The sequence below is a fragment of the Pseudomonas sp. ICBG1301 genome (assembly GCF_016918385.1).
GTDB classification, from domain to species: Bacteria; Pseudomonadota; Gammaproteobacteria; order Pseudomonadales; family Pseudomonadaceae; genus Aquipseudomonas; species Aquipseudomonas palleroniana.
Map to the genome: position 1 here is coordinate 138,428 of NZ_JAEKGB010000005.1, position 23,495 is coordinate 161,922.

The following is a 23,495-nucleotide window of genomic DNA, read 5'->3' on the forward strand; positions in this document are numbered from 1 at the left end:
TGATGCACGCATGGAAGACGCTGGCAATCGCTGCGATGATGCTGATCGGCCACCAGGTAACGGCGAATGAAAAGGCCACTCCGTTCGATAAAGTGATGACCTATACATCTATCCTACCAACCGCTTTAACGACGTTGCCCAGCTATACAACGGACGATTCGCAGAAACCACTCAAATCAGCAAAGACCGATGCGCTTGCATTCATTGGTTCAGACGGCCAGATTCGCGGCGCTGAGTTTGAGCAGGCTTCCAGATACTACAGAGCGACCTACAGCTCGCCTCTGATGAGCGACATGCAACTGGCTCAGGCGATCGCATCGTCTTTCTGAATTCATCGGGTTTCTTCACTCAAGCAATATCTCGGCACGCCGATGCCCTGATACTGCATTCCGCAGTGCATGGAGGCTTTATGAAAAAAATCGCTGTGATTGGCCTGGTAGCCCTGCTTTCGATTGCTTCCTTTTCCGCCTCAGCGTGTCCAAAAGGCACTCACCCAACAGGTGGAACAGGGTCGCACCACAAGGGCGGGACCTGCTCCTGATAAAAAGCCCGGCTCAGCGCCGGGCTTCTTGTATATGCCCTCTCCGATCTGGTCTATCCTCAGTACGGGCGCCTATCCAACTGAACTGGCGCCCAGCCCGCCATTAACCCTCCCCAATCGGCGGGCTTTTTGTTTCTGGTCTCGCGAGTTACGATCGGAGCTCATGCCCACACGGAGAGCGCTGCATGAAGACCACTGCAAACAAGCTCATCAAGATGGCTTTGCTCGTCAGCACATGCGCTTGCCTAGGCTTTGTGGCTCTCATAGTGAGCCAGGAAGTTGCCTACGTTCATGCAAAGGTGAACAGATCGACGGCCGCTGAGGCCCCTCCACAGCAACTTCGATGGCCTGACCCGGTGGCCCTGCCTCAGCTACGCGTTTCTCATCAGGTGACGAGTGACCGGCTCGGTGCTGATGAATAAATTTTCTGCGCTGCCTGACGGTGAGCATTTCACATTCCTTTCACAGCTGAGCGCCTATGGTTACCCCAGCTCCGTGTGATTATCCCTTTAAGCCCGCTACCCCCCATCGCGGGCTTTTCTTTGTCTGCGAATTGCTTGGCAATGTCTTGCTCGGCTGGGTTACGCTCGTAGCACCACTGAATTGAGATGCGCCAATGCCCTCCTGCGAATACCCCCTCCACGATATGCTGGAGCGCATCTACGAGAACCAACTCGCCCTTGAGGCTGCCATTATGGAACTGTCCTTGTGGATCGCGAACCATGGCGGATCTCACGTAGATGAGAACATACGTGGTGCCCTGGAGACGATTGGCGAGAACGTCGGGCATATCAAACAGAGTCTGGCTAGGCTGAAATCTACGGGTCTGGGCTGACTGCCTGGCACTCGATGGCGGCTGTAAGCGACGAATGGTTGAACTCCTCTCAAGTTTCGCTCTGGTGTGCCGATGACACAGTTGCTAGGTAACGCGATTTCGACCTCCGGCCGGGCTCGCAGACAGGGAAGTTCTGACGTCTTCACGACCACTTAGGCGTACCACGCTCCTGTCATGAGTATCATCCGATGCTGAAAAAATCCCTAAGAGCCCAAATCCTCTCTTTGCTCGGCGGCAGCCTGTTGGCAATACTGCTGATTGCCTTGACCTGCTTTCATTTTCTGTCCAGCGGCGTGCACGGCTACGCCGACCTGATCGAAGGCCCTCTGCACACGTCGCAATTGATTGATGAGGCCAACCTGCAATTCAAAGTGCAGGTTCAGGAATGGAAAAACGTCCTGCTGCGCGGCAAGCAGCCCGCCGAACTGGACAAATACTGGAAGCAATTCGAAAGCCGTGAGCATGACGTGCAGAACCTACTCGCCGATCTGGTGAGCCAGAAGGGCCTAGATGATCAGCTCAAGAAACGCATCGAACGCTTGCGTGACGAACATCGTCAGTTGGGCGCCTCTTACCAGAAAGGTCGTGATGCCTACGTGGCAGCAGGTGCCGACCCAACGGCTGGCGACAACGCGGTCAAAGGCATAGACCGCGCTACCAGCGATCAGATGAACGAACTGGTCGGCGAACTGCGCAAACAGGCCACCGAGCAATCGGCATTGATCAATGCCGCAGCCGAACGAACTGTGATGCTGGGGATTATCGTGATGCTCGCCTCAGGTCTGTTGATCGGCCTGTTGAGCCTGTGGCTGATCAACCGCAATCTGGTTGATCCGATCCGCAAACTGATCGACTATGTGGCGCAACTGAGCCAAGGCAAGTTCGCTGACCGCGTGGCCACCAGCCGTGAAGATGAACTGGGCAAACTGGCTATGGCTGCCAACAAACTGCGCGACTTCCTCGCCGAAACTTTCAACCGCTTGCAGCGCAGTGCGAAGGACCTAGACAGCGCTAGCGGCGAGTTGAACGCTATTGCCAGCCTCATGGCCACCGGCACCAACGAGCAGTTCAACCGTACAGATCAGGTAGCGACGGCAATGAACGAAATGTCGGCCACAGCCCAAGAAGTTGCGCGTCATGCTGCAGAAGCCGCGCGTGCAGCCGACGACGCCGACCGCTCCGCTCAACAAGGCGAAAAAGTCATGCAGGCCACCATTCATACCATCACTCGGATGCGTGGCGAAATTGCCAATACGGCAACGGTGATTCGGCGTCTGGAAACCGATAGCGAACGCATAGGCAAAGTGCTGGAAGTGATTCGCGGCATTGCCGAGCAGACCAACTTGTTGGCGTTGAATGCGGCTATCGAAGCGGCCAGAGCCGGTGACGCCGGACGGGGTTTCGCAGTAGTGGCAGACGAAGTTCGGAGCTTGGCTCAGCGCACGGCGGCATCAATAATCGAGATCAACCAGATTATACAGTCTGTGCAAACCGGTGCGGAGGACGCCGCCGAGGCGATTGAAAGTGGGCAGTCGCACAGCGAAGAAAGTGTCGCGCAAGTTACCGAGGCCGGAGCCATGCTCGAGCGTATCACCTATGCCGTGGAAGCGATCCGCGACATGAACCGCCAAATAGCCACTGCTGCCGAAGAACAAACCTCGGTGGCCGAAGACATCTCGCGAAATCTTACCGAAATCACGATCATAGCCAGCACCAATTTGGACAATATGCAGCGCACCGAAGCGGCCAGCCACAATCTGCACGGGTTATCGGGGCAGTTGAATGAAGTGACAGCTAGACTGAGCGCATAGCCTAGCGTGGACCGGGCCGTTCGGTTTGAGATTGTCATCAGGCTGAGCCGTAACAATGGGAGATATCGAGCCCCGCATTATTCATGAACTTGCCCCGCCTACTAGTTCTTAATGTTGTGAATGCAAAAAGTTAGCCTGATCTGCGGACAAACCTCATCGATATTTTTTAGTTGATGACAGCGGTGTTTTTTCCATGCCGTCGGCCTTCCTCAGCGACATGAAATATTTACCCTACCACCCTGTGCCTGATCTTGATTATTACAACTAAGCGCCTGATATTTTTATTAAACCTATTGCACTCCTTTATACATAGTAAAAATTGACGCAATTGTACTGATAGGCGTCGTCATTGAATAACCTGCCGTTGTCATCTCTGAAGCATAATCTGAAAACGAACTATATTCAAAAAACCCCTTCGCTTAAATCAAACGAGAAACCAGGCTAAATCTGAAACACGAAACTACTGCTCATACTGTCTATCTATCAAGGTTACACTCCTTTGACAGCTTAGACAGGAATCTACGAAAGCCATGCAGCACTGGAGTGCACCCTGACTGTACCGGAATAGAGACGGGTTAATCCGCGTTGAGCCCAGCAGCTTTCAGAAAAGTTCGAGTATCTTACTAGACAAAAAGCAAAAAAAATGGTGGCATACTGAAATCACTACAACAATCATCTGAGGTTGGTAATGGATAGAAAGAAACATGGGGAAAATTTCGCGAAGAGAGTCTACTATCCGCGAATCTTAGGCACACTTTTGTGCAGCCCCATTATTCTTCAATCACTCCTCGCAAATGACAGCAATACCTATTTGTATTACGCATTATTTTTAAACGTTCTGATATGGCCTCATGTCGCTTATAAAATTTCTAAAGCAGCAAATCAACCTTTTATAGCTGAAAAAAGAAATCTAAATTTCGATTCATTATTTTGTGGAATTTGGATTTGCGCAATCGGATTTAATCCGTTGGCCTCAGTAAGCATGTCAGCCATGGTTCTGATGAATGCTATATCTACAGGCGGCTTAAAGTTCTTACTACGAAGTGTGGCCTTGCAACTCGCCGGAGCCTACATATATAAATATTCTTTTGGCTACACCTTCTTACAAAGCTCAATGATCACAGCCTGGGCAGTTTTACCTTTGCTCACCATATACCCGCTAACGGTAGGATTCGCATCATACAAGCTTGCCCTAGAACTCTACAGAGTTAGACAAGCATTGAACAACCTTAGCGTAACAGATGATCTTACACGGCTTTTTAACAGGAGATTTTTGGATAAAGCGCTGAATAGAATTGCGAGTGAATCGTCAATACGCTGCAACACAACTTTAGTCGTCCTAGACATCGACAACTTTAAAAAAATTAATGATGAGCATGGTCATATTATAGGAGACTCAGTACTACAATTATTAAGCACGACGTTACGAACCTCATTGAGGCCTTTAGACTCTATTGCTAGGTTTGGCGGTGATGAATTTTGTATAATTATGGAGCGTACACCCGGCTCACAAGCTGTAAACATCATCGAACGCCTGAGGCAAAACTTCAAACAAAACAGCGAAAAAATACTAGGAAAACCACTCAGTTTAAGCATCGGGATAGCGCCATGGCGTGAAGAATTCAATAACTCGACACAATGGCTCGCCCACGCTGACGCACTTCTATACAAAGCCAAAAGGAACGGACGTGATCGCTTGGAAACTTAATTTTTAAAAACTTTCTTAATACCAATTAACCTCCACAAGCAAAAACACCAAACCGAAATAATAATGACAAACACAATTCAGGTGTGGTTGCTTCCCTCTGAAGGTACGACCTCATGCACCTTGCCAAACCTGATCAAGAATTGCGGAATGATCTTAGGGGCGCAGCGTCGGCGCTCGAGAGCGCCGCACAAGACCTATTTAGCGCAGCGAAGTCGTGCGCTGAGCCTGAGTTCTATATTTACATGGAAAAAATTGGAAAACTATATGTGCATATAGACAAGCTAATGTTGCTCGCTGACCAAGTTGGGGAAGGGTTGATAATCACGACGAGTTTGGAATAAAGCAGCGGGAAAGCGGCCCGATCCGGAGAACGCTCGGCCAAGGCCGTAAGCACTTTGGCCAACGGTCGCGCTACCGCGCACGGCCAAAGTGGTTATGAACATATCGAAGAACCAGACGTCTCTTCAGATTGATTGGATTCAGATTTTTCCAAGGCCAAGCGTTGCATTTCAGCTTGGTGCTGAATCTGGCGCCAGCGCGAGATTTGCCTGTCAACGGCCTGGTCGTAGTCCAGGGCTGACATCTTGTGTTGAGGGAAGTCCTGCACGGCGTCCCAAGCGGCCTGATCAAGGCGCAGCACATCGCGATGCATGGTGTAGCGAAGCTGGTCGTGCAGAATGGACTGAACCACCCCCGGGAACACATCAGGCGCCGTGTCGGCCGGCAGGCCAATCAACTTCAGTGAGGCGTCAAATGCTACCGTCTTTGCGGTGAGCGGGGTCTGAACTTCCTGAAGTGTTCGGCAATTCTGAACCGACTGATCCACCATCGTGCGCAGCGATATACAGTCAATCTGAGCGCTCTTGAGTCGCTCACCGGTCTCGCTCAGCAGCTTGGCCATGGTTTCGTAAACATGTGTAACCGCCTTGCTGGGCGCTTTAGCCGCGGTTGAGCCGCACGTTGGGCACGCGCCGTCCTGGCGTTGTCCCGCGGGGCCGAACCACCCACAACTGCACGAGCAAAGAGCCTGCCCCGCCAACGGCAGCGGATTAAGCGCACGGATTGGCTCTCGCTCGCCTGGTTGCAAGCGGTCTGGGTCGGTGAAACGTGCTGAGTCTGGAGTTTGTCCAGGCATCTGGAATACCTACTGGATGGGGCCTCACGGCCGGATTAAGTGGAGGCGCGGCCCCTGTACAAGCGGGCCGCTTTCGATCAGCTGGCGAGCTGTTCCCGTTCCTGGTTCAACTTGGCCAGTTCCTGCTGTTTGCGTTCATCGCTCATGCCGCTTAAGCGCACCGCTGCCATCTTGGCATTGACGGCTTTCACGGTTGGTTTAGAAGCGCCAGCCGCTAGAGGCTTTGCTGTGTCACCTGTCTTGAGCCATGCCTTGAACTCCGGCATTTTCATCTCGGTTACATCGCCCACGCTCCAGTCTTTGTCGAAGTTGGATTTGTAGGCTTTGACCGCCGCCGCTTGGCTGGTATAGCCCAGCATAACCTTGTGCTCATCGAACTTACCGGTGCCCTGGTCTTTCTGGTCTACGACAAACACACGCTGGCTAAACGGCTCTGGACCGACATAAACGTCAACCTGATCACCGTCAGCACCGGTGGTGCGTTTGATGTAGCCGTAATGGTCGGACATGGAATGCGACCACTCCTTGCCGTCCCCATCCACACCCTTGCGCTCCGAACCCCGCGGGTTCTCGATGGCGATATCCAATCCCTGGAGCTTTATATGCCCCTTGCGATAGTTGCCCGCCTCTTTCTGGGCACTGGTCGGTTCGGGCAGATCGTTGTCTGGAGAGGTGGCAGCGCTGTGAGCAGCCAGGTCCAGGGCTTGAGCAGGCGGCAAGGCGGCCTGATCGTCACCAGGCTCCGGCAGAACGTCACCGGCCTTGGAGCCAGCCTTGTCGCCATATTGCTCCGCCTGGTCCTCGTGCAGCTTTTCAGCGTATGCACTCGCGCTCTCGGGATCTTTGAACATACCGAGGTGCTTGCCGGTGCGCTGATAAGTCTGGATCGCCTCGTCGTCTGACATGATCCTGCCGTCATCGCTGACTGTCGGAATGAGCACTTCCTTGCCATCTACGCCGATCGACATTGACCGGACTGTGCTGATTGTCCCATCAGCGTTCTTGACCGTGGGCCTGGCGTTCAGATCGATGTTGCCGGGGGTAATTTGTCCTGCGACAGGAACGGAGGCTGCGCGACCAGCCCCCGGCCCGGCGGCTGCGACTGGAGCAAGCGCAACCTTGGGGGGAGCTGGTTGTTGTTCCGACTCGTCGCCGCCCAAGGCCGACACCACCGCACCTGGTACTGCAAGTTGCGAGGGTGCCTCGATAGCCGGCATCGGCTGAACATCTTGCGCCTTCGCTGCAACTTCTGGCTTTAGCAGGCGATCAGCCACAGCGTCATCTGATCGAGCGTGCAGTCGATCTCGCGTGCCTTTGTAGCCGGCCGCGATAGTTTTGCCAGTAAGCGCAAGGAAACGCCCACCCATGAGGTCTGCGAGCGCCCCGCCTGCCCTTTCCACTGCTCCACTCTCATCATCGACTTCAGCCATTCGCCGGGCAGTTGCGCTATTCCCTGTGGCCCGTTGACGTAGCGCAGTCGACGCGACCTCCTGATCGAGCAAGGTATTCCAGCTGTCCCGTGCAGCCTTATTCGGCAGCATTGCGCCGATTTTCTCGCGCATATTGCGTGAATTGAGATCCCTCACAACGTCAGAATAGGTGCTGGTTTTGCTGCCCATTTTGCCGATCACAGACGAAACAGCACCAGTTGCAAAGCCTTCTCGGTCAGCCGGCGACATTCTCCGGAAAGTGTCAGCGAACTCCTCGGGGCTCATTTTCTGGTTAAAGATCAGATCCCGCCCTTTCTCCGTAGCACCCATATAACTGGAGTCGTCAGACCAAACTTTTCGAGCCTTGGAATAGGTCGGACTGTATTCATCCATGATGCCGAGCAGCTTGTTTTTGATGTTGATGATATCGCCCGCCCGGCCCTTCTCTCCGGAACGCATGAACGCGCCAATTTGGTCATCCAGGTTTTTCTTCATGATGTCCAAGTCGCCGGTGCTGGGCACGTCCTTGACGGTAAACGTTCCATCATCGGCCAAGTCCACGAACTTTCCGTAGAATGGGCGGCCCTGGTTACCGGCGCGCGTCTTCGCATCACGGAAAGCCGTCTGCATAGCCGGGCGGGCCATTAACTCCTCAAGCTCCTTAGTCCAAGGCACGGGCTCTTTGTAAGCCTGCTCGTAAAGAGGTGCGGCCGCTTTTGCGCGCTCTTTCATCGTATCCTCAAGCGCACGGTAGGCGCTCCGGCGCTGCTCAGGTGTGCCACCGGCGGCCATATCATCAGCCACCTTCGACATAGCATCGCCTTCGCGAGAGCCTGGCGCAGGCGGCTCCCAGATCGTTAATTCTTTAGAGTCGGACATGGCTACCGGCTTTTCACGGCCGCGACCAGCCCCGGTCAGCCGGTACAACTGTTCCGCCACGCGGTCAGGCTGAGCCGCTTGGCGCTCGTTCAGCGCGGGAATGATCTTGGTGCGCCCAGCCCCTGGCGTGTTCGCCACGCGCTCAAGCAGGCCTGCTACGTTCTCGCCACCGGCATCGACGGGTAGTGCGGCCGGGTTCTCCTCGCGCATGGCCTGAACCCGCCGCTGCCATTCCTCAAGGCTGATTCCGTCTCGCTCCAGCGCACGCTGCAGTTGGCGGTTTGCCGAATTCTCTGAGGAGGTCAAGGCGCGTTTGACGGCGCCGCCAGCCACTGCTGCCACAGGCAAAGCCCCGCCTACCACGCCGCCCAGTGCTGCCCCTTCCACTGCGCTAGGGATGCGGTCAGAGATATCGCCCTGACCTGAACCCAGGCCGTATAGGCCGCCGTAAGCGGAACCTGTGGCTGCCGAACGACCGATAACTTGCGCAGTTGTGGGTGCGGCCGCTGCTGAAGCACGAGCAGCCAAGCCTGGCAAGGCGGTAGTACCGCCGCTGGCAAGCATTGGGACAACGCCGCCGACTAACCCGCCGCCGATATTTGCGACGGGATGCTGGTCTCGAGAAGCCGCATCGAGGTTACGCTCACCGGCGACGTTTTGATCATACCGCTCTCGCCAGGTTTTGCCCGGGTTGCCCGTACCTATCAACGGCTCCAAGGTCGCAGCAAGGCCTCCTGAGATTTCATCTGCAAACCCAAAGGTTAGGCCGTCATTCAGGCCTCGCAAACCCGCCCGAAAAGCGCCAACCTCTGGTGCCGCGGGCTTTTTCGGAGGCTCGGCGGCGGGCGAACTCATCTTGGCCATCTGCGAGAAGACTTCTTGAGCCTGTTCTGGGGTGGCCCCGTCCGGCATTTCGAAACGAGCAATACGGCCGTCCGGCATCTCAAACTTTGCGATTGGCATGGCTTGCTCCTTATTCAAAGCCGAGGAATTTGGCACCGTGCGGCAGTTCAGTAGATGGCGCTCTCGTGGGTGCTGCGGACTGACGCGGTTGCGCTCCGGTCGACGGCATGCTGAGCCCGCGCTGCTGGTCAAGCTGCGGGATCACGGTGCCGATATCCAGCGGCTCTGCACGAGCGTTATGCCGGCGCTGCTGGATCATGTTGGTTTTCAGCTCCATCGCCTTTTCATTGAGCGCCCGAATTTCAGCCAGACGCTGCTGAACAAGCGCGGGATCGTTGATGTTGGTAATAAGCTCATTCCAGGCGCGCTGGGCGTCACCATCCGTCTGCACGCCAGCATTGAGCCGCAGACTTGCGTTACGGAGCTGCTCAAGCGTCGAGTTCAGCGAACCATAATTTCTTGACTCTTCGGTGCTCATTCCCATCGCGTTGCGTGCGGCGGCAAGGGTATTTTTGACCGGGCCGAGGTCAAGTTTTCCGGAAGTGATTTGCTCGCCGATGCGCGCTAACTGATCGTTCATGGTCGACGCGGCCGCAATCGCCTCTAGGTCTTTGTCCTCGGCCTTTTGAACCGGGGCAGCGAGAGGCTTGCTCATCTGGTCTTTCGGAGCCAGCCCTATTTGCTGACCATAACGCAGCGCGGCCTGCCTGATTTCGGGAGTATTGAAGACGCCACTCAGAAGCTTGTAACCGGATACACGATCAACCAACTTCTCGATGGGCATTTCTAGAACCTCGTCGTCGGCGTCGTTGGCAGTGCCGCGGTTCTTGGTCATAGGGGCAGTATATTTTTTTCCATCATCACCAGTTACCTCGAGCTCAAATGCAACGGTACCCTCCGTCCGTCCAGGCATCACTTGCACAATGCGCTTCTTACCGCCTCCGCCTTGCTGGATGTTCGGCGCAAACATGCGATTAACCGCATCTAAAGCTTCAGGCGAGTTTGAGTTAATTTCACCGGTGAATACCTTGCCAGCAGTCGCTACATCGCCCTGCATGGTAGGGGAGAGAACGTGACGGGGGTCCAACCAAGGGTTGCGCTTGAACACCTCAAGGTCGTTGTCGTCTAGATCAGCGCCCACGGCAATCTTGGCGTAGGCGGATTGCGCGGTGAGCGCATCCTGCTTCTGCATATCGGCTTTTTCTTGCCGGCCAATCTGGCGCGTCAGTTGCTGTTGCTGAAGGTCGAGGCGTTGATCCTCGCGCTGCATACGCGCTGCTGCCTGCCTCTGCCCGGCCAGCTGCAGGCCGTACGTTGCCTGGAACTGCCGATCTTGGCGCGCAGCGTTGTCAGCATCACGCTGGTGGAGATATTCACGCTGTGCCTGGGTGTCGGCGTAGTTTCGCTGATCAGTTTCCCGGCGATACGCCAAGTCGTCTCTGCGCAGGCCCATTTCCTGTTGCTGGATCTCGCGACCATATTGGCGATCCTCAGTCTGCTGAGCGAGCTGAGCCTTCTGAAGTTCTCGCTGGTCCTTCTGCGCGAGGAGATTGCTTACCAGGCCAAAGCCCTGGGTGAAGCCGTCCATCCCGCCACGGGTATCTAATCCGCCTGCCATTGTTGTCTCCCGACAATAGTAATTCCCGGACATCATTCGGCTGATTTACAGCCGCAGTCCAATAGAAAAGGTTGTTTGTGATCACCCCTCCAGTTGATGCGAGCGGTTCGTAGCGAGCGAATCGACGCTTCCGCGCACATCCTCTACCCGCTCAGCAACCTGATCTAATCGCTCAACATTCAGGTCTGACGCGACCCTGATCAGCTTAGGTAGGTCTTTCCTCAGTAGCTGCACCGCCTGGCGGAGCAGTAGGTATATGAGCAAAAGCAAGACGGCGATAATCCAAAGCGCAAGTTCCATGAGCGGTTCTCGAAGAAACAAAGCTTCGAGTGTAGCGCAGCTCTCTACATGAACGATCCTGCAATAAATCCAATACCCGCCCCGATAGCCGTACCGACTGGCCCAAAGGCTGAGCCGGCCATTGCACCCGTAGTGGCCATGCCTACCTGGCTGGACTTCGTGTTGGCCTTGGCCTGCTGATTCATCTGGTCCTCGGCCAGCTTGGCCTGCTGTTGCTGTTGGGACAGCTGGGAGAGGCCTTGCATGGCCTCTCCTTGCATTTCCTGTTTCAGTCCGATCAGTCCATATCCCATGATTTAGCTCCCCGGTTTCAAGCCGCTGAGGCCCATGCCACCAGCCATGATTTGCTCTTGCAGGTCGCGCGCTGAGACGCGGGCGTTGTTGCTCGCGTCCACGGTCGCGGATGCTCGACCCAGTTGCATTTTTCTGTCCTGAGCAGCCTGCTGGGCGGGTGTAAGCATCAGTCCCATACCTTGCTGCTGCATCTGCAGGCCCTGGGCCGCGCTATCGAAGGTTTTGTTGACAGCCTGCGATGCGGTCGCAGCCTGCTCACCAGCGAAAGAATCGCTGGTCGCGATGTTGGCCAGCTTGTCCACGTACGGTTGAAACCGGGCTTTCCAATCGTCCCACTGTGATCGGCTCAACTGGCCCAGAACAGTGGAAGCACCCTGTTTTCCGGCGAACGCAGCATTCGGATCGACGTAATAGGGCATTCTTATTCACCTCCGAAGTTGGCTTTGTACTTAAACCCCTGCAGGCTGTCCGTGGACATCCCGTAACCGCTGTTGAAGCCTGAAAGCCCGGAGTTAGCGGCGCCTGCCGTGGTTGCAGCAGCTTTCTTCGCCTCAGCCATGTTGTTCAGTCCATAAGCAGCACCGCCTGCCACCGCGCCCATGGCCGCGCCAGCGAGCTGCAAGTTGGCCGATTTACGGTTGAAGCTTGTGAACGCAGCCGCCTGGGCATCTTGAGCGGCCTGGTTGGCTACCGTGTTGAGGCCTGCCTGGGCCTGGGACGACTGTCCTTGGCCGATGGCTGCCACACTGTTGAGCCCTGCAATCTTCTGCCCTTTCTGCTCAAACTGCGCCCGGGCCATGGTATCGCCGCCCGCCGCCCCCACGCTTGCGGCCAGGTCAGCCTGGGCGCCGACGGAGCGGCCGCTGTTTGGATTCAGGCCGTACTGCTGGGTCATGCCTTGGTCGACCTGCTTCAGGCCCGACGCCAGGGCTTGTTGAGTGCCTGCGTTCGCTTTGCCCCGCACGTAGGCCATGCTACCGGCCGAATCCATGTCATCCACGCGCTTCATATAAGCGTTTTCGACGGGCGCCAGCCGCTCCTGGGCGTAGTTCCACTTCTCAGCCGCCACTTGAGCGGCATACTTCTGTTCTGGCGTGTCCTGTATCGAGTTATCGGTTTTGCCTCCGCCGCCGCTCATCGTGCAACTCCCTTGATCAATTCCTGGTTGTAGGCTGAAAAGGTCTCATCATGGAAAAACCTCCGTATGTCAGCGGAAACCTCGGCCATCCAAGCGCTCCCGCCGATGAGGTACGCGCATTGCACCACCAGGCCGGTAAGCTGGTCGCGAAGGACAAATGCCAGGCTTCGACCATGGTGGTCACCGCCGCGCTCGAGCGTGACGCTATCGCGCCAGTCTTGGAGCGCCATGGCCATGAGCGGGCGCACGAAGTGCTCGAAGTGCCGGTAGAACGGGTTGATGGGCAGTTCGATCAGCGCCAGCCAGAAAGCCTGATAAACGTCGTTGGTGGTGAGCGGCTTATCACCGTCCACGATGTCATCCAGGGTTTGTGAAATAGCGAAAAGCGTCTCGCAGAACCCGATTGCATCGGTATTACCCTGGAGCACCCTGGCAAGCAATTGCTCTTGTGTCTCACTCATTGATAAGCCCTCACGCGAAAAGTCGTGTCAGATCCAGCTGACGTAATTTGATCGTTGCGTCCTGGCCGGTGCCGGATTTGAAAATGATGGAGAGCTGCACTTTCAGGCTGGTGGGGGCCTGGGCCAGCGTCAGGGTTTGGGTGACCAGTGTCCCGCTGATACTACCGATGGGCAGAGCGTGATTCAGTTCCTGGTTCTGCCCGATCTGAGCAATAGTGGTACCGCTCGCACTCACTGCAACGATTTGCAGGGCGACCTGCAGAACGCTGGTGTTCACGCTGATGAACTCCCAGCCCGCCACTGCGCGCAAGCGATGGCCCACAGCGACCTTTGACACGTCCACCGTCTGCTCCAGGGTCAGGGTCGGCGTGTTACCGCTCGGCATGCCCGTGATACGCAGCACCTGTTTGAAGCCCACATCTGCCGCCTCCTTGGAGGCTGCCACGGCCAAACCGTTGAGATTGGAACCCTGCAACGTGCAAGACGCGGCCACCTGCCCCGTGGCATTGCTTCCGGCACCAAGCGTGCCATTGGTGCCGGTCAGCAGCGAGTTAGGGATAAAGCTGCCACCGGGCACAAGCGCCGAGTCGTAGGCGACGCTGGAGGTGGGTAGAACTGCCGGGAAGGTGAACAGCCTTTTCAAAGCTTCGCCCACCTTGCGACCGATAATCCGGGCTCCCATGGGGGTCGGGTGCAATCCGTCACCGGTCATTCCCTCTTTGGGCCAGAAGTTCGAGCCCGATGCAGGGTCGACCATCTCATCCCATGGATTCACCACGATCACACCCATGCCGGGCGCAACGTTGAGATACCAGTTGTGCACCGCAAAATGATTGGCAGTCTGCTGCGGGGGCAGCCCGACATTCGCACCTATTACCGGGGTTTCGGCAATGGCGATCACGACCTTGCCCCGCTTGAGGAGCGCGGCATATAGGTATTCAAGATTACGGATCGTTTGGTCCAGGCTCATCCCCTGCAGGCGGTCGTTCCCGGTACCGAAATGCACCATCACATCGAAAGCACCGCTGTTAGCAATCACATCGGCTTGTAGGCGGGCCAGCATTTGCGATGTGGTGTTTCCGTCGATACCTTTGTTCAAAGTCAGCGGAAACGCGGCGAGGCCACCGGTCTCGGATACCGCCCAATCGGTAAAACCTACGTTGCCCTTGGTGCACTGAAAGGCACGACTGTCGCCAAGCACGAGTACATCGGTCAGCAGAGGCTTATAGAGGCGGGCCAGTGCTTTCTGCACCGCGCCGTCCGCCAGGTTGCCCTGCTCTACAGTGGCCGCGCCAATGTCGCCCGGCGTAACCGTGAGCTTGCCGCTTTCATCAGGAACGACGTCATTGAGTTTCTTAACCGTTCCAGCGCCCACGCCCCCGCCGCCACCTGACCCCGCGATAACAGCAAGCCTGGCGGGACAATCGGCCATGGTCACCGTGCCATAGCGGTCCGTGAGCGGATATTTACCGTCTTTGTTTGGGCCGCCGGCTGCCGCTCCGGTAGCCCAGTCAGCAAATTCTGCCAGGCTGACCTGCCTGTCCTTCAAAAACTCCTCAACTTTCTCAAGCAGGTCTCTGACGTTTTGTGAAGTGGCAAATCGCAGGAGCACGTACGGCACACCGTTTACAGCTGCCGCCGGGGCCGCATCGAGCGTAACGCGGCTATCGGTCTCGACGGTCACAAGCTCAAAGCATTGTCCGCTCGGGATGACCAACACGTCGCCCCTGGCCGCATTTGAAAGCCAGGCCGTGCCGGCTCCAGAAGCAATTAATGCGCCCGCAGCAATGCTGACCGTGCCAGCGCGGTAGATATGAGTCGTAGCCATGATTTTTCCTGAAGAATTTACGCGGGGCCGGGGCCGGTCGGCAGGATGACACCTTCATCTACCGGCCTTCGAGTTTCGATGAACAGAAATGGCATGTGAATCAGCGTGCCCGAGCGGCCGGTGAGGATCTGCCTAAGAATGGGGTCGCCGATCAATCCAGGGATGATTAATCGACTACCGGCCACTTCGCCGTTGTACCGCATGAAGTAACCGGTGCCGATGGAACTGACGAGCATCCACTCGTTACGGGTGCTGAAAGCGTCAGAGCCAATCCAGGCTTCCAGATATTGATCGCTGAGTACTTGGTCCCGATGGTCGTAGTTCCACACCCCATTGGATCGCTTGTAGCTGACGGCGTTGTTTCCAGAGTCGAACACGACGGTCGAAGAACCTGGCGCCCAAACCCGAACCCCATGGGTTTCGCCGCTGATGTAGCCACCGGAGAAGACGACCAAAAACTCGCACATATAAGCCCGTAAGAGCGGATACAGCTGAGCGTGGTTCTGCGGGTTACCTGGAAGATTCGTAATAGTGAGCGCCACCACGACGCCGGTCCACGCACCAGGCGCGCCCTTTGCCGCGATATAGCCGATAACCGTATTCACGTTTGCGGCGACATTCCGAGGCCTCGCAAAGACAAGTGGCGGTGTCGGGCTGGTGGACACTCCATAAAACGTGTATTCGAAAAAGATGGCTACGGGTGGGATACCGTCTTTGTCTTTGAAAAGTCGAACGTCTGTCCAGCCACCGTTATCGATATGGCCGGCGGATTCACCGGCCGCAATGAAAATTGGATTATTTTCATCAACGGCCAGGTTGCCCCAATCGTTTTTGACCCTGAAGCCGATGCTCATGAGGAGATCCCCAATATCAGAAAGCACGACACGGGTGCAGCCGACCAGGTCAACGTGTTGCCGTTGATCACCACCAGAGGAACCGGTGAAAGTCCGACGTTCTCAGCTGGCATCAGACTTATATCGAGCTTGAGACCGTCATAGGGGGTCAGGTCAAGGCTTCCCCCTACGTTGCTTTGCGTTCTGATCGACTCCATCTTGCGAATAGTCCGGACCGTGCTGTCGAACGTGACCTGTTTATTTGCATCCCGGCAGCGAATAATCGACGTCATGTCATCATCTCCCCGATCTCAATACGAAGGTCTCCTGCAGCGTCGTACCAGTGTTGGTATTGGTCCGTCATGACCATGCGCGTCCCGCCGATCAGGCCATTCATGAAAATCCCAGCTTGGGGATCGATCACGAATCGTGGCAGGCCGCCGGCGCCAATCTGAGAGCTTTTGAGCTGCCCATACACTTGGCCGAATCCGATGGTGATGTTCGCCACGTCGATGGCGTCAGCACGCAGTTGACCGCCCACGGTCGTGACTGGGGTGAAACCGTCATTGGCCGTGAGCTTCCCGATGCTGATAGGCCCAATCTGCGCCTGCTGGATAGAAGCCTCTTTCACCAGCAGCGTGTTGATGTAGACCTTCTCACCGTCAATGGTGAAAGGGTTCACATAGTTCGGCCCTTGAGCCCCCGGAGTGGCGACCCAGAAGCGGTTGGCCAGGATAGCGAAGTCCGCCACGGTGCCGTTGTTGTAGGCCCCAAAGCCACTGATGAGCCCATTAACATCCAGCCTAAGCGTGTACTGAGCGGACAACCCCTCAAGGGCTGAGGAATGAGTACTCAACGTCTGCTCAATGGCCGCTGATTGCTCGTTCAGGTTGGTTTGCAGCGATGTAATGGCACGCGCAGTCGCTTCAAACTCATTGGCAATGGTTTGTTGATCGCTCAAGTACTGCGCTGCCGTGGTGTCCATTCGCGACACCAGGCCTTCCATGTTGCGAGCTTGCGTTTCCAGCGCCGTAGAGAAAGTTTCGCTGTATTGCGTCAGCACCGACTCTGCGGTCTCAAGACGGGACGACATGCTGGTCAGCGCCTGAGTTGCCGCCTCTTGCAAGTTGATCCGTGCGGTTCGCTCAGAAACGATGTCAACGGAGTTCTGACCGATACTGGCTTCCATCAGGTCGATTTGATGGGCGATTGACTGCTGATCGGAGGTAATGACTTCCTGCAACTGCGTGATAGCAGCTTTCACGTCTTCGCCGGTCTGCACCCGGATATCGGTGATTTGCCGGCGGATCTGGACGTTGTCGTCATCGCGCAGGAATCGCTCAGCGGACGTCAGAAGCCTCGCCGACTGCGCTGCCGCATCCAGCATTGCTATCGTCTGATTCAGCCCTTCCAGGTCGATGGCTTTCGCCAGCGCCTTCGCAAGCTCGCTCTGACTGGTCTGGCTGGTGATCAGCTTGAGCAGGTACTCGATATCGAGTTGCGCCTCGATGGCGGTGCCGGCGGGGCTGTTAGGAGGCCCCTCAATCCCCGAGGTGGAAACCCAGGTTATCCAGTAGAAATACACTTTCCCTTTCTTGGGATCGCTGGGGTCTACCGCATCGCCTCGAATTGGGTCGCTGTACATCATGCCCGTGGCACGACTGATCTGCGTAGCCTGACCGAAGTTATCGGTTTCACTGCGGTAAATGTTGGTCAGCGAGTGGTTCCGGTAGAGCTTGTAGGGGTTATCCCAGGTCAGGGTGTTCATGCCGAACACACCAGCACCTTGGAACCCCACAGGGGCAGGCGGTATTGCCCGGTCTGGCACGCCAGGGCTTGGAACCAATCCGCCGTTACCACCTGGCTTCCAGCCTGGCCGGAGCGTGAACGCACCGCTTTCCAGTAAATCCCGGTAGGTCAGCTTCTTGTCGAGGCCGTTCCCGCGATTCCCCTCGCCCGTCTCAATGATCTCAGTCAGAGCACTGAAAAACGGGCGCAACTCCGCCGAAACCTTGCTGCTGGGTGCAGGAAGGCTTGAGCGTTTTGTCGTCATTAGGTCAACTCAGAGGGTGTGTTCGCAATTTGGATAGAGAAAACTTCGGTCGATCCGGACGCTTCCACCTGCCATTCGCGCGCGTCCGCGAATCCCGGCGGCAGCCTGAACATCTTGTTACTGCCAATTTCGGCGTCGAGCGCGGTGGTGCCATCGGCGATCACGCGGAACCGGACCGGAAACGCCGCCGCCACCACCTTTCCGCAGCTGAAATTGGCTGAGCCTGGTGGAAACTCGAATACCTTCGAGCGCCATCGGTAGGTCATCGGCGGCCCGCCTCGCCACTTGGCAATCGTGTTGCCCTGGATCAGATACAGCGTGGAGGCCGCAATGTCGTAGTAGGAGTTGACCGCCTGGGCGTCAATGAACTCGATCCCCTCGCCTGGGGCCAGTGCAAAGCACCCGCCGTCGTAAAACGCGAGATACCGACCTTCGTATCGACACGCATGAATCGATGCAGGATTCAGCGCTTGCCACTGCTCCGGCGTCAGCACCCCGTCGGTGATCAGTTGAGGCTCACCGCCAGACACCGCCACCAGCCCCTCGGTCGACGCATAGACGACGTACTCGCCCATATCGACCACCGACCCCCTGGACACGCACACACGGTCTGCATCCGGGTCAGCAGCGCTCATCGCCGCAGGCGTTGTGCCGGTGACCAGTCGCGGACGTCCGGTGGTGGCAACCACCAGCCCGGCAGTGGTGACGCCGATCCCGACTATTTTGTCAGGAAAGGAAATTTGGTAATCAACCGGCCAGGCGTGCGGGTGATACGGCTCGCAAAAGCACAGCGTGTTGTCGAAGAACCCGGCAAATATGCCGTTTGGCATCTCGACCAGGCCGACCATCGCCGGATCTGGCATATCCCAGGTTAGCGACGGGCAGGCAATACCCAGCTCATCGCTATTCACGTCGTCCACCCAACTGCCCTGGGCCACAGGGAAGTCAGCCAAATACAGGAATTCACCGCCGCTTTCCGACCGGTAGAGCCGCTTGGTGACGATGTTGTACGGTCCATCGGGTGCCGGTGGCAGCTGAACATTTACCTTGCCTGGCAACTGGTCGCCAGCGCCGTCCCACCTGGTGATGATGTTCGACGCAGGGCTGGGCGGCCCCTCTTCACCATAGGCAGAAACATAGGTCACCACATAGGTTGCATTGACGGTGGTGCTGGGCGGTGCTTCTCCGCCCGCCGGCTCTGTCACCAACGGTGCACCAGCCGGAGCAGGAATACCCAGTCGGTAAAAGCCAGATGGGTATGGGCCGGCGCCCTGGGTGGCGACACCTATTGGCGCCATTTTTGGGAATGAGTCGCCAGTCCAGTAAACGCGCGTCCAGGCGTCTTTCGCCAACGGGCTTTTTGCTGCATTGACCTGCTGACCATCGCCCCAGGCAAACCAGAACCCTGCACCGTTGTTACCGAATGGGTACCGGTAGATAGACGACGGATTGATCACGCCGCCAATCCCAAGCACGGGTAGCGGCGCGTTTTCAGCCCGAAGCGACCCCTTGCGCAGGTTTACGTTGCGGGCCGCCTGGGCGTTGGTCGGCTGTAAAAGACGCGGAGTCAGTGCTGGCAGCTCGCCCTTGAAAGACGTGATCGCAATCGATGTCATGGAAACCTCGGTGTTTTCATCCTTATGCTGCCGGACTGGTGGCCGGCGAGCGCCTCAGATCGGGCATTCGTGCAGAGGGCATAGAACGCCGCCTGATCCATCAGGGCGCGCTGCATGTCGGACCAGGGTTTCTCGGGCATCTTGCGCAGCCAGTACTGGGTGCCCAGGGTCAGCGCCTCACAGTAACGGTCCAGCAGCCAGCCCGGGGGGACCGCTACAGAGGAGCCAAACGTGGGCCGCACGACCACATCAGCGGTCAGCCCCGAAGGGCCACCGGTAACAATGACCGTGTCCGGCGAAGGCTGAAACACCTGGCAATACGCAGGCCGGCCATCCTGATACAGCGCCTGGATGCGGATAGGCTCCAGGCCGGGCCCGGCGGTGATCTGCTGCTCACCATCGGACAGCTGGATTCTGACCTTCCAGGCCGGCACCTCTGTGCACAGCTCGCGCAGCGCCCAGGCCACACCGTCACGGATAGAGGCGATTACCACCCCCGGCACGTTTGGCAGGATCTGGTCGACCAGCTGGCTCACGTTCATTGCTGCGGTACCTGTTGCTGGGATGTGGCGGCGACTGGCAGAGGGCCAAGCATGCGATCCGTCTGAACCTTCATGCCCAGGGCAGCCTGGAACATCTGGAAGTGCATAGTTGCGCGGTTGAGGTTGGCAGCGTGTTCGGCGTCTTTCGCGTAGGCCCTGGAGAGGATGTAATCCACCAGCACCGGTGCAAACGAGTCATCCAGCCGGATCTTCTCAGCTGCGCTATCGGTAGCCATCGCCTGGTCGTGCGGTGCTGGTACCGACGAGTAGATGATCTCCAGCTTGCTGGTGGCCATCGCCGGCGGGTAGACATAAAACTGGCGCGGCGCCGCCTCATCGAAGATGTACTGCTCGATCTCCTCGGCCTGCTGCTCGGCGTGCCACCGGCGCCTGGTGGAGTCGATAGCGCCTCGGGTCGTGAGGATCACACTCAACCCACCGCCGGCCGGGGTGATGTTTCGCACCACCTCTAGGAGGCGCAGGCCGCCCTCAGGGATGGATTGCCTGGTGCCCGGGGCACAAGCAATTTCGGCCGTGACGGAACTGGCATTGGGCTTGATATTGCAAATTGCCGCATACCCTTCATTCAGCCAATCCAGCAGCTCGGTATTTGCCCACCGGGTGCCGTTGGAAGTGACTTCCTGCAGGATCTTTTTGGCGCGGGTCAGGATGTTGCCTACAGTCGTCACGGCCACGGTTTACACCTCTTCCATGTAGGAAAGTTTCGCCAGCTCGGTGGTCCATACGAACTCACAGCCGGTACGGGTGTTGCGCAGCAATCGATTGCGAGTGACCGTCACCGACTGCTCATGATCATCCTCGACCTCATCCAGATCCGGAGCCTGGGCCTCGGTTAGGTCCGACTCAGCGGGAGGGTCGCCCGCTACCAACTTCATGTTGATGCCTGGGATGGTGGCATCGCGCACCATCGCCTCGGGCAGATACACCTGGCCGTCCTCGCCGTTCACGGTGAAAGGCCCAATGTGGCGTCCAGGGCCAGGGTCGGCAGCGACCTGCACAGTTTCAACAGCAGTTTGGGCAGCGGCGTCGTCGCCAGCTGGTTGGTCGCCCTGCGCCAATTGATCAGCACCATTACCCGGTGCCGCGTGCGCAGCGGAGTCGGTGGCAACGGCAGGATCGCCAGTGGTCTTGGGATCAGCGAGGCCAGCAGTGCCAGCATTGCCAGGCTCCAGATCAGGGTTCGGCGCGTTTTCGTCGTCGGCTTCCTCAGCCAGGGCTTTCTCGAGCCCTGCGAGCAATTCGGAGCGCAGTGTGTCCTCGCTTTTGCGTTGGTCAGCCTTCAAGCCCAGATCTTTGAGCATTTCGAGCAAACCGTCTTTGTCGGCTGTTTTGGCCTTATCAATCAATTCGCGAATCATGATTTTCTCCGAGAAAAGCAAAAAGCGGCCAGGCGGCCGCTTATGGTGTGGAGATGAGGGTGATCAGCGGCTGCAGTACAGGTTGCCGATCGCTTTCGGGTCGATGACGCCAGAACCGAACACGTTCAAACCACGAACGAGTTTGCCGAAGTCGTTCGGGTTCGGCAGGGTTTCCATCTTGGTCATCTGGCTGGCAAAGGTGAGGCCCTTCTTGTGACCGAACATCACGTTGCTGGCCTTCTTGGTGGCTGCGACGTCATCCACTGCGGTGGTGTTGTTGCTGATGTACACAGTGAACCGGTCGAGCATGCCGACCTTGCCGTTGCGGAAAACCGAAGTGGCATCGCCCATGATGCTGGCGTCACGCAAGTCGGACTTTTTCAGCATGCCGTTCATCCAGGCCGGCAGAACCACCCAGCGACCTTGCTCGGGAACGTTCTGCTCGTCGAGGACGGTCCCGCAATCCACCAACACATCCAGGATGTTTTCCTTGGTGATTTGCAAAGGCGCGCCTGCTTTGCCCAGGTTGATGCCGCCAGACTTGGCGCCGGCATTTTCGCCCCGGTTTGCCGCATCGGCGTCGGCGTAGTGACGGTTGAGCAGCTGAGTGTCGATAGCGACCTTCATCTGCTCACCGCCGTCGGTGCTGAACTCGTCCATGAGCTTGATATCGGCCTGGTAAGCATCGACGTCGTTCACCTCGAACGCGAAGTACTTGCCCTGGTCAATCTGCAGCGTGACTTTGTCGCTGACCGGCTTTTCGTACTGCACACCGCCGCCGATCTTATAGTCGCGGATGACAATCGAAGGCACGGTGCGGATGTTGATGGTGTCGCCCTGGTTTTTGATTTCGCCTTCGTAGTCGGTGTTGGCGATTTCACCGAAAACGGTTGCGGCGTAAAGCTTTTGCACCAGCTTGCCCGACCAGAGCGCCGGGATGAAACCCGATGCGCTGGTGGAGCTGTAGTCTGGATGCCCTGCGGCGCGTGCTGGACCTGCCATGGTGTTGCTCCTATTTCCTGACGCCTCGCGGCGTTACAGAGCGCGTGCTATCGCGAGATGCGACCGTTTGCTACCGCGTCTGAAATGTCCTGTTCAATCGCAGCCGCTTCGGCTTTGGTGTACCGCTTACCCAGCGCGACGTCCTTGTAAAACTGGTTGATTTCCTCGTTGCTCCACCACTTCCCTTCGGCCGGTGGCGCGGGGTTGCTGCGAGTGGAGCGCGGTTGGATATCTTCTTCCGGGATTGTATTCGCTGGTTTTTCCGGTACAGGTGCCGGGGCGCTAGCCCCGTCAGCCGTTGCTGGTTGCGCGTCTTTGAAGGCCTGGAACAGGGCAGCGACGCGGTATGCGTCGTTGGCTGTCTGGGCCTCGATCAAAAGTTGCTGCCGCTCTTTGCCGCTGAACGTGTCCATGTGGCTGAGCCACTCGTGGAACGCGGGCAAAGCGTTGATCGCAATGGCATCAGGAATGCGCTGGATCAGTTGCCGGAAAAACTCTTCCTGCGCCTGGGCCGCCTTTTCCTGTTCGCTCTGCTGGGTTTTTTGCTTCAACCCCTCAAGTTCAGTTTTGATCGTCTCCAGCTCTGCGGGATTGGCGGCAGCTACCTGCCCACCAGCCACTCGCTGGATGAGTGCTACGAGGTCTGGCCCGTAGTTCTCGATCTCCTCGGGGGTCAGATCCGACACAGCTCGCTGCACGGCATTGCCTGCGGGCTGTTGCGCTTTCGCCAGTTCTGAAGTCAGCCGGGTCACTTCCTGTTGCAGCGCGGGCACTTCCGCGTTGTATTTCCCCTGCATAACTTTGAAACGTTGTTCCCAATAATCCGCGCCATCATTGCGGGCGGCCGGGGCCGGGTCCGTTTTGGCGGGCGGTTGCTGGTCTGCGACCGCTGGCGCTTCTGGGTCTGCCACCGGAGCCGCTGCGGGAGCGGGATTCTCGGCCGGCTTATTCAGTGCTTCCTGAATTGCCGTGGCTTCGTCGATTTGCGCCTGTACGTTGCGGGGTAGCGTGCTCATTTGATCGTTTTCTCCTTGGATAGAGCCGGCAGGTCCGGGCTTCTGGATGTGCTACTGGTTCCGGGCATTTGGCCGTATGACCGGAGAGTGGCCGCAAAAAAGCCGCCTCAACTTGGGCGGCTTTTTCTGTAGCTACTGGCGATGCCGCGATTCGTTGATTCGGTCAAGCGAAT

The 23,495-nt window shown here is 57.2% G+C and carries 22 protein-coding genes and 1 pseudogene; 6 read left to right on the forward strand and 17 right to left on the reverse strand.

Features of this window, described 5'->3' with window-relative positions; genetic code table 11:
• Positions 1 to 2 precede the first annotated feature (2 nt).
• The 5 genes and pseudogenes from JBE38_RS13615 to JBE38_RS13625 all read left to right on the forward strand — a co-directional run bounded on the left by JBE38_RS13615 (position 3) and on the right by JBE38_RS13625 (position 4,895).
• Positions 3 to 329, forward strand: coding sequence for a DUF2388 domain-containing protein (locus JBE38_RS13615; protein ID WP_205344591.1), 327 nt, complete (start codon positions 3 to 5; stop codon positions 327 to 329).
• Between the two features lie 828 nt (positions 330 to 1,157).
• Positions 1,158 to 1,376, forward strand: a complete 219-nt coding sequence (locus JBE38_RS27675) for a hypothetical protein (protein ID WP_240202505.1) — start codon at positions 1,158 to 1,160, stop codon at positions 1,374 to 1,376.
• A 767-nt stretch (positions 1,377 to 2,143) separates the two neighbouring features.
• Positions 2,144 to 2,254: pseudogene (locus JBE38_RS28015) on the forward strand (hypothetical protein); the annotation flags it as partial.
• 228 nt (positions 2,255 to 2,482) lie between these two features.
• Positions 2,483 to 3,187 (forward strand): methyl-accepting chemotaxis protein, encoded by a 705-nt coding sequence (locus JBE38_RS28020; protein WP_446731248.1) that lies wholly within the window; start codon positions 2,483 to 2,485, stop codon positions 3,185 to 3,187.
• A gap of 688 nt (positions 3,188 to 3,875) precedes the next feature.
• Entirely contained in the window at positions 3,876 to 4,895 is a 1,020-nt protein-coding gene (locus JBE38_RS13625) for a diguanylate cyclase (RefSeq protein WP_205344458.1), read from the forward strand.
• Positions 4,896 to 5,328: 433 nt separating this feature from the next.
• Here the strand turns inward: JBE38_RS13625 and JBE38_RS13630 are convergent, their stop codons facing one another.
• The 3 genes from JBE38_RS13630 to JBE38_RS13640 all read right to left on the reverse strand — a co-directional run bounded on the left by JBE38_RS13630 (position 5,329) and on the right by JBE38_RS13640 (position 10,512).
• Positions 5,329 to 5,796: a hypothetical protein gene (locus tag JBE38_RS13630; protein WP_205344459.1), complete on the reverse strand. Its 468-nt coding sequence runs from the start codon at positions 5,794 to 5,796 to the stop codon at positions 5,329 to 5,331.
• Positions 5,797 to 6,107: 311 nt separating this feature from the next.
• Positions 6,108 to 9,302: a hypothetical protein gene (locus JBE38_RS27680; RefSeq protein ID WP_240202506.1), complete on the reverse strand. Its 3,195-nt coding sequence runs from the start codon at positions 9,300 to 9,302 to the stop codon at positions 6,108 to 6,110.
• Positions 9,303 to 9,312: 10 nt separating this feature from the next.
• Positions 9,313 to 10,512, reverse strand: a complete 1,200-nt coding sequence (locus JBE38_RS13640) for a hypothetical protein (RefSeq protein ID WP_205344460.1) — start codon at positions 10,510 to 10,512, stop codon at positions 9,313 to 9,315.
• On the opposite strand from JBE38_RS13640, the gene JBE38_RS13645 reads away from it, so the two are divergent.
• A complete protein-coding gene (locus tag JBE38_RS13645) occupies positions 10,471 to 10,848 on the forward strand; it encodes a hypothetical protein (RefSeq protein WP_205344461.1) in 378 nt (125 codons plus the stop codon). The two genes, JBE38_RS13640 and JBE38_RS13645, sit on opposite strands and share 42 nt — an antisense overlap.
• A 356-nt stretch (positions 10,849 to 11,204) precedes the next feature.
• On the opposite strand, the gene JBE38_RS13650 is transcribed toward JBE38_RS13645, so the two are convergent.
• The 14 genes from JBE38_RS13650 to JBE38_RS13715 form a co-directional block, all read right to left on the reverse strand.
• Positions 11,205 to 11,405, reverse strand: coding sequence for a hypothetical protein (locus JBE38_RS13650; RefSeq protein WP_205344462.1), 201 nt, complete (start codon positions 11,403 to 11,405; stop codon positions 11,205 to 11,207).
• 51 nt (positions 11,406 to 11,456) lie between these two features.
• Positions 11,457 to 11,873 (reverse strand): hypothetical protein, encoded by a 417-nt coding sequence (locus JBE38_RS13655; protein ID WP_205344463.1) that lies wholly within the window; start codon positions 11,871 to 11,873, stop codon positions 11,457 to 11,459.
• Positions 11,874 to 11,875: 2 nt separating this feature from the next.
• Entirely contained in the window at positions 11,876 to 12,592 is a 717-nt protein-coding gene (locus JBE38_RS13660; RefSeq protein ID WP_205344464.1) for a hypothetical protein, read from the reverse strand.
• Positions 12,589 to 13,053 carry a hypothetical protein gene (locus JBE38_RS13665; RefSeq protein WP_205344465.1) on the reverse strand — a complete coding sequence of 155 codons (465 nt, stop codon included), beginning with the start codon at positions 13,051 to 13,053 and terminating at the stop codon, positions 12,589 to 12,591. Before JBE38_RS13665 ends, JBE38_RS13660 begins: the two co-directional genes overlap by 4 nt.
• Before the next feature lie 10 nt (positions 13,054 to 13,063).
• Positions 13,064 to 14,881: an SGNH/GDSL hydrolase family protein gene (locus JBE38_RS13670; protein ID WP_205344466.1), complete on the reverse strand. Its 1,818-nt coding sequence runs from the start codon at positions 14,879 to 14,881 to the stop codon at positions 13,064 to 13,066.
• A gap of 17 nt (positions 14,882 to 14,898) precedes the next feature.
• Positions 14,899 to 15,735 (reverse strand): hypothetical protein, encoded by an 837-nt coding sequence (locus JBE38_RS13675; protein WP_205344467.1) that lies wholly within the window; start codon positions 15,733 to 15,735, stop codon positions 14,899 to 14,901.
• Entirely contained in the window at positions 15,732 to 16,007 is a 276-nt protein-coding gene (locus JBE38_RS13680; RefSeq protein ID WP_205344468.1) for a hypothetical protein, read from the reverse strand. The genes JBE38_RS13675 and JBE38_RS13680 overlap by 4 nt, the downstream gene beginning before the upstream one ends.
• Complete coding sequence (locus tag JBE38_RS13685) at positions 16,004 to 17,767, reverse strand: phage tail tip fiber protein (protein ID WP_205344469.1); 1,764 nt, start codon at positions 17,765 to 17,767, stop codon at positions 16,004 to 16,006. Before JBE38_RS13685 ends, JBE38_RS13680 begins: the two co-directional genes overlap by 4 nt.
• A complete protein-coding gene (locus JBE38_RS13690) occupies positions 17,767 to 19,383 on the reverse strand; it encodes a hypothetical protein (protein WP_205344470.1) in 1,617 nt (538 codons plus the stop codon). The genes JBE38_RS13685 and JBE38_RS13690 overlap by 1 nt, the downstream gene beginning before the upstream one ends.
• A complete protein-coding gene (locus tag JBE38_RS13695; protein ID WP_205344471.1) occupies positions 19,380 to 19,925 on the reverse strand; it encodes a hypothetical protein in 546 nt (181 codons plus the stop codon). The genes JBE38_RS13690 and JBE38_RS13695 overlap by 4 nt, the downstream gene beginning before the upstream one ends.
• Positions 19,922 to 20,620: a phage adaptor protein gene (locus JBE38_RS13700; RefSeq protein WP_205344472.1), complete on the reverse strand. Its 699-nt coding sequence runs from the start codon at positions 20,618 to 20,620 to the stop codon at positions 19,922 to 19,924. The genes JBE38_RS13695 and JBE38_RS13700 overlap by 4 nt, the downstream gene beginning before the upstream one ends.
• Positions 20,621 to 20,623: 3 nt before the next feature.
• On the reverse strand, positions 20,624 to 21,304 hold the full coding sequence (locus JBE38_RS13705; RefSeq protein WP_205344473.1) for a hypothetical protein: 681 nt from the start codon (positions 21,302 to 21,304) through the stop codon (positions 20,624 to 20,626).
• Positions 21,305 to 21,367: 63 nt separating this feature from the next.
• The gene (locus JBE38_RS13710) at positions 21,368 to 22,306 is read right to left on the reverse strand and encodes a phage major capsid protein (RefSeq protein WP_205344474.1); all 939 of its coding nucleotides are present in this window, start codon (positions 22,304 to 22,306) and stop codon (positions 21,368 to 21,370) included.
• Between the two features lie 47 nt (positions 22,307 to 22,353).
• Positions 22,354 to 23,322 carry a hypothetical protein gene (locus JBE38_RS13715; protein WP_205344475.1) on the reverse strand — a complete coding sequence of 323 codons (969 nt, stop codon included), beginning with the start codon at positions 23,320 to 23,322 and terminating at the stop codon, positions 22,354 to 22,356.
• Positions 23,323 to 23,495 lie beyond the last annotated feature (173 nt).

What these genes read in the sequence shown, in the direction of transcription:
- JBE38_RS13615 (WP_205344591.1), top strand. Translation starts at nt 3, where the DNA reads ATGCACGCATGGAAGACGCTGGCAATCGCTGCGATGATGCTGATCGGC.
- JBE38_RS27675 (WP_240202505.1), top strand. Translation starts at nt 1,158, where the DNA reads ATGCCCTCCTGCGAATACCCCCTCCACGATATGCTGGAGCGCATCTAC.
- JBE38_RS28020 (WP_446731248.1), top strand. Translation starts at nt 2,483, where the DNA reads ATGTCGGCCACAGCCCAAGAAGTTGCGCGTCATGCTGCAGAAGCCGCG.
- JBE38_RS13625 (WP_205344458.1), top strand. Translation starts at nt 3,876, where the DNA reads ATGGATAGAAAGAAACATGGGGAAAATTTCGCGAAGAGAGTCTACTAT.
- JBE38_RS13630 (WP_205344459.1), bottom strand. Translation starts at nt 5,796, where the DNA reads ATGGCCAAGCTGCTGAGCGAGACCGGTGAGCGACTCAAGAGCGCTCAG.
- JBE38_RS27680 (WP_240202506.1), bottom strand. Translation starts at nt 9,302, where the DNA reads ATGCCAATCGCAAAGTTTGAGATGCCGGACGGCCGTATTGCTCGTTTC.
- JBE38_RS13640 (WP_205344460.1), bottom strand. Translation starts at nt 10,512, where the DNA reads ATGCAGCGCGAGGATCAACGCCTCGACCTTCAGCAACAGCAACTGACG.
- JBE38_RS13650 (WP_205344462.1), bottom strand. Translation starts at nt 11,405, where the DNA reads ATGCAAGGCCTCTCCCAGCTGTCCCAACAGCAACAGCAGGCCAAGCTG.
- JBE38_RS13655 (WP_205344463.1), bottom strand. Translation starts at nt 11,873, where the DNA reads ATGCCCTATTACGTCGATCCGAATGCTGCGTTCGCCGGAAAACAGGGT.
- JBE38_RS13660 (WP_205344464.1), bottom strand. Translation starts at nt 12,592, where the DNA reads ATGAGCGGCGGCGGAGGCAAAACCGATAACTCGATACAGGACACGCCA.
- JBE38_RS13665 (WP_205344465.1), bottom strand. Translation starts at nt 13,053, where the DNA reads ATGAGTGAGACACAAGAGCAATTGCTTGCCAGGGTGCTCCAGGGTAAT.
- JBE38_RS13670 (WP_205344466.1), bottom strand. Translation starts at nt 14,881, where the DNA reads ATGGCTACGACTCATATCTACCGCGCTGGCACGGTCAGCATTGCTGCG.
- JBE38_RS13675 (WP_205344467.1), bottom strand. Translation starts at nt 15,735, where the DNA reads ATGAGCATCGGCTTCAGGGTCAAAAACGATTGGGGCAACCTGGCCGTT.
- JBE38_RS13680 (WP_205344468.1), bottom strand. Translation starts at nt 16,007, where the DNA reads ATGACGTCGATTATTCGCTGCCGGGATGCAAATAAACAGGTCACGTTC.
- JBE38_RS13685 (WP_205344469.1), bottom strand. Translation starts at nt 17,767, where the DNA reads ATGACGACAAAACGCTCAAGCCTTCCTGCACCCAGCAGCAAGGTTTCG.
- JBE38_RS13690 (WP_205344470.1), bottom strand. Translation starts at nt 19,383, where the DNA reads ATGACATCGATTGCGATCACGTCTTTCAAGGGCGAGCTGCCAGCACTG.
- JBE38_RS13695 (WP_205344471.1), bottom strand. Translation starts at nt 19,925, where the DNA reads ATGAACGTGAGCCAGCTGGTCGACCAGATCCTGCCAAACGTGCCGGGG.
- JBE38_RS13705 (WP_205344473.1), bottom strand. Translation starts at nt 21,304, where the DNA reads ATGATTCGCGAATTGATTGATAAGGCCAAAACAGCCGACAAAGACGGT.
- JBE38_RS13710 (WP_205344474.1), bottom strand. Translation starts at nt 22,306, where the DNA reads ATGGCAGGTCCAGCACGCGCCGCAGGGCATCCAGACTACAGCTCCACC.
- JBE38_RS13715 (WP_205344475.1), bottom strand. Translation starts at nt 23,322, where the DNA reads ATGAGCACGCTACCCCGCAACGTACAGGCGCAAATCGACGAAGCCACG.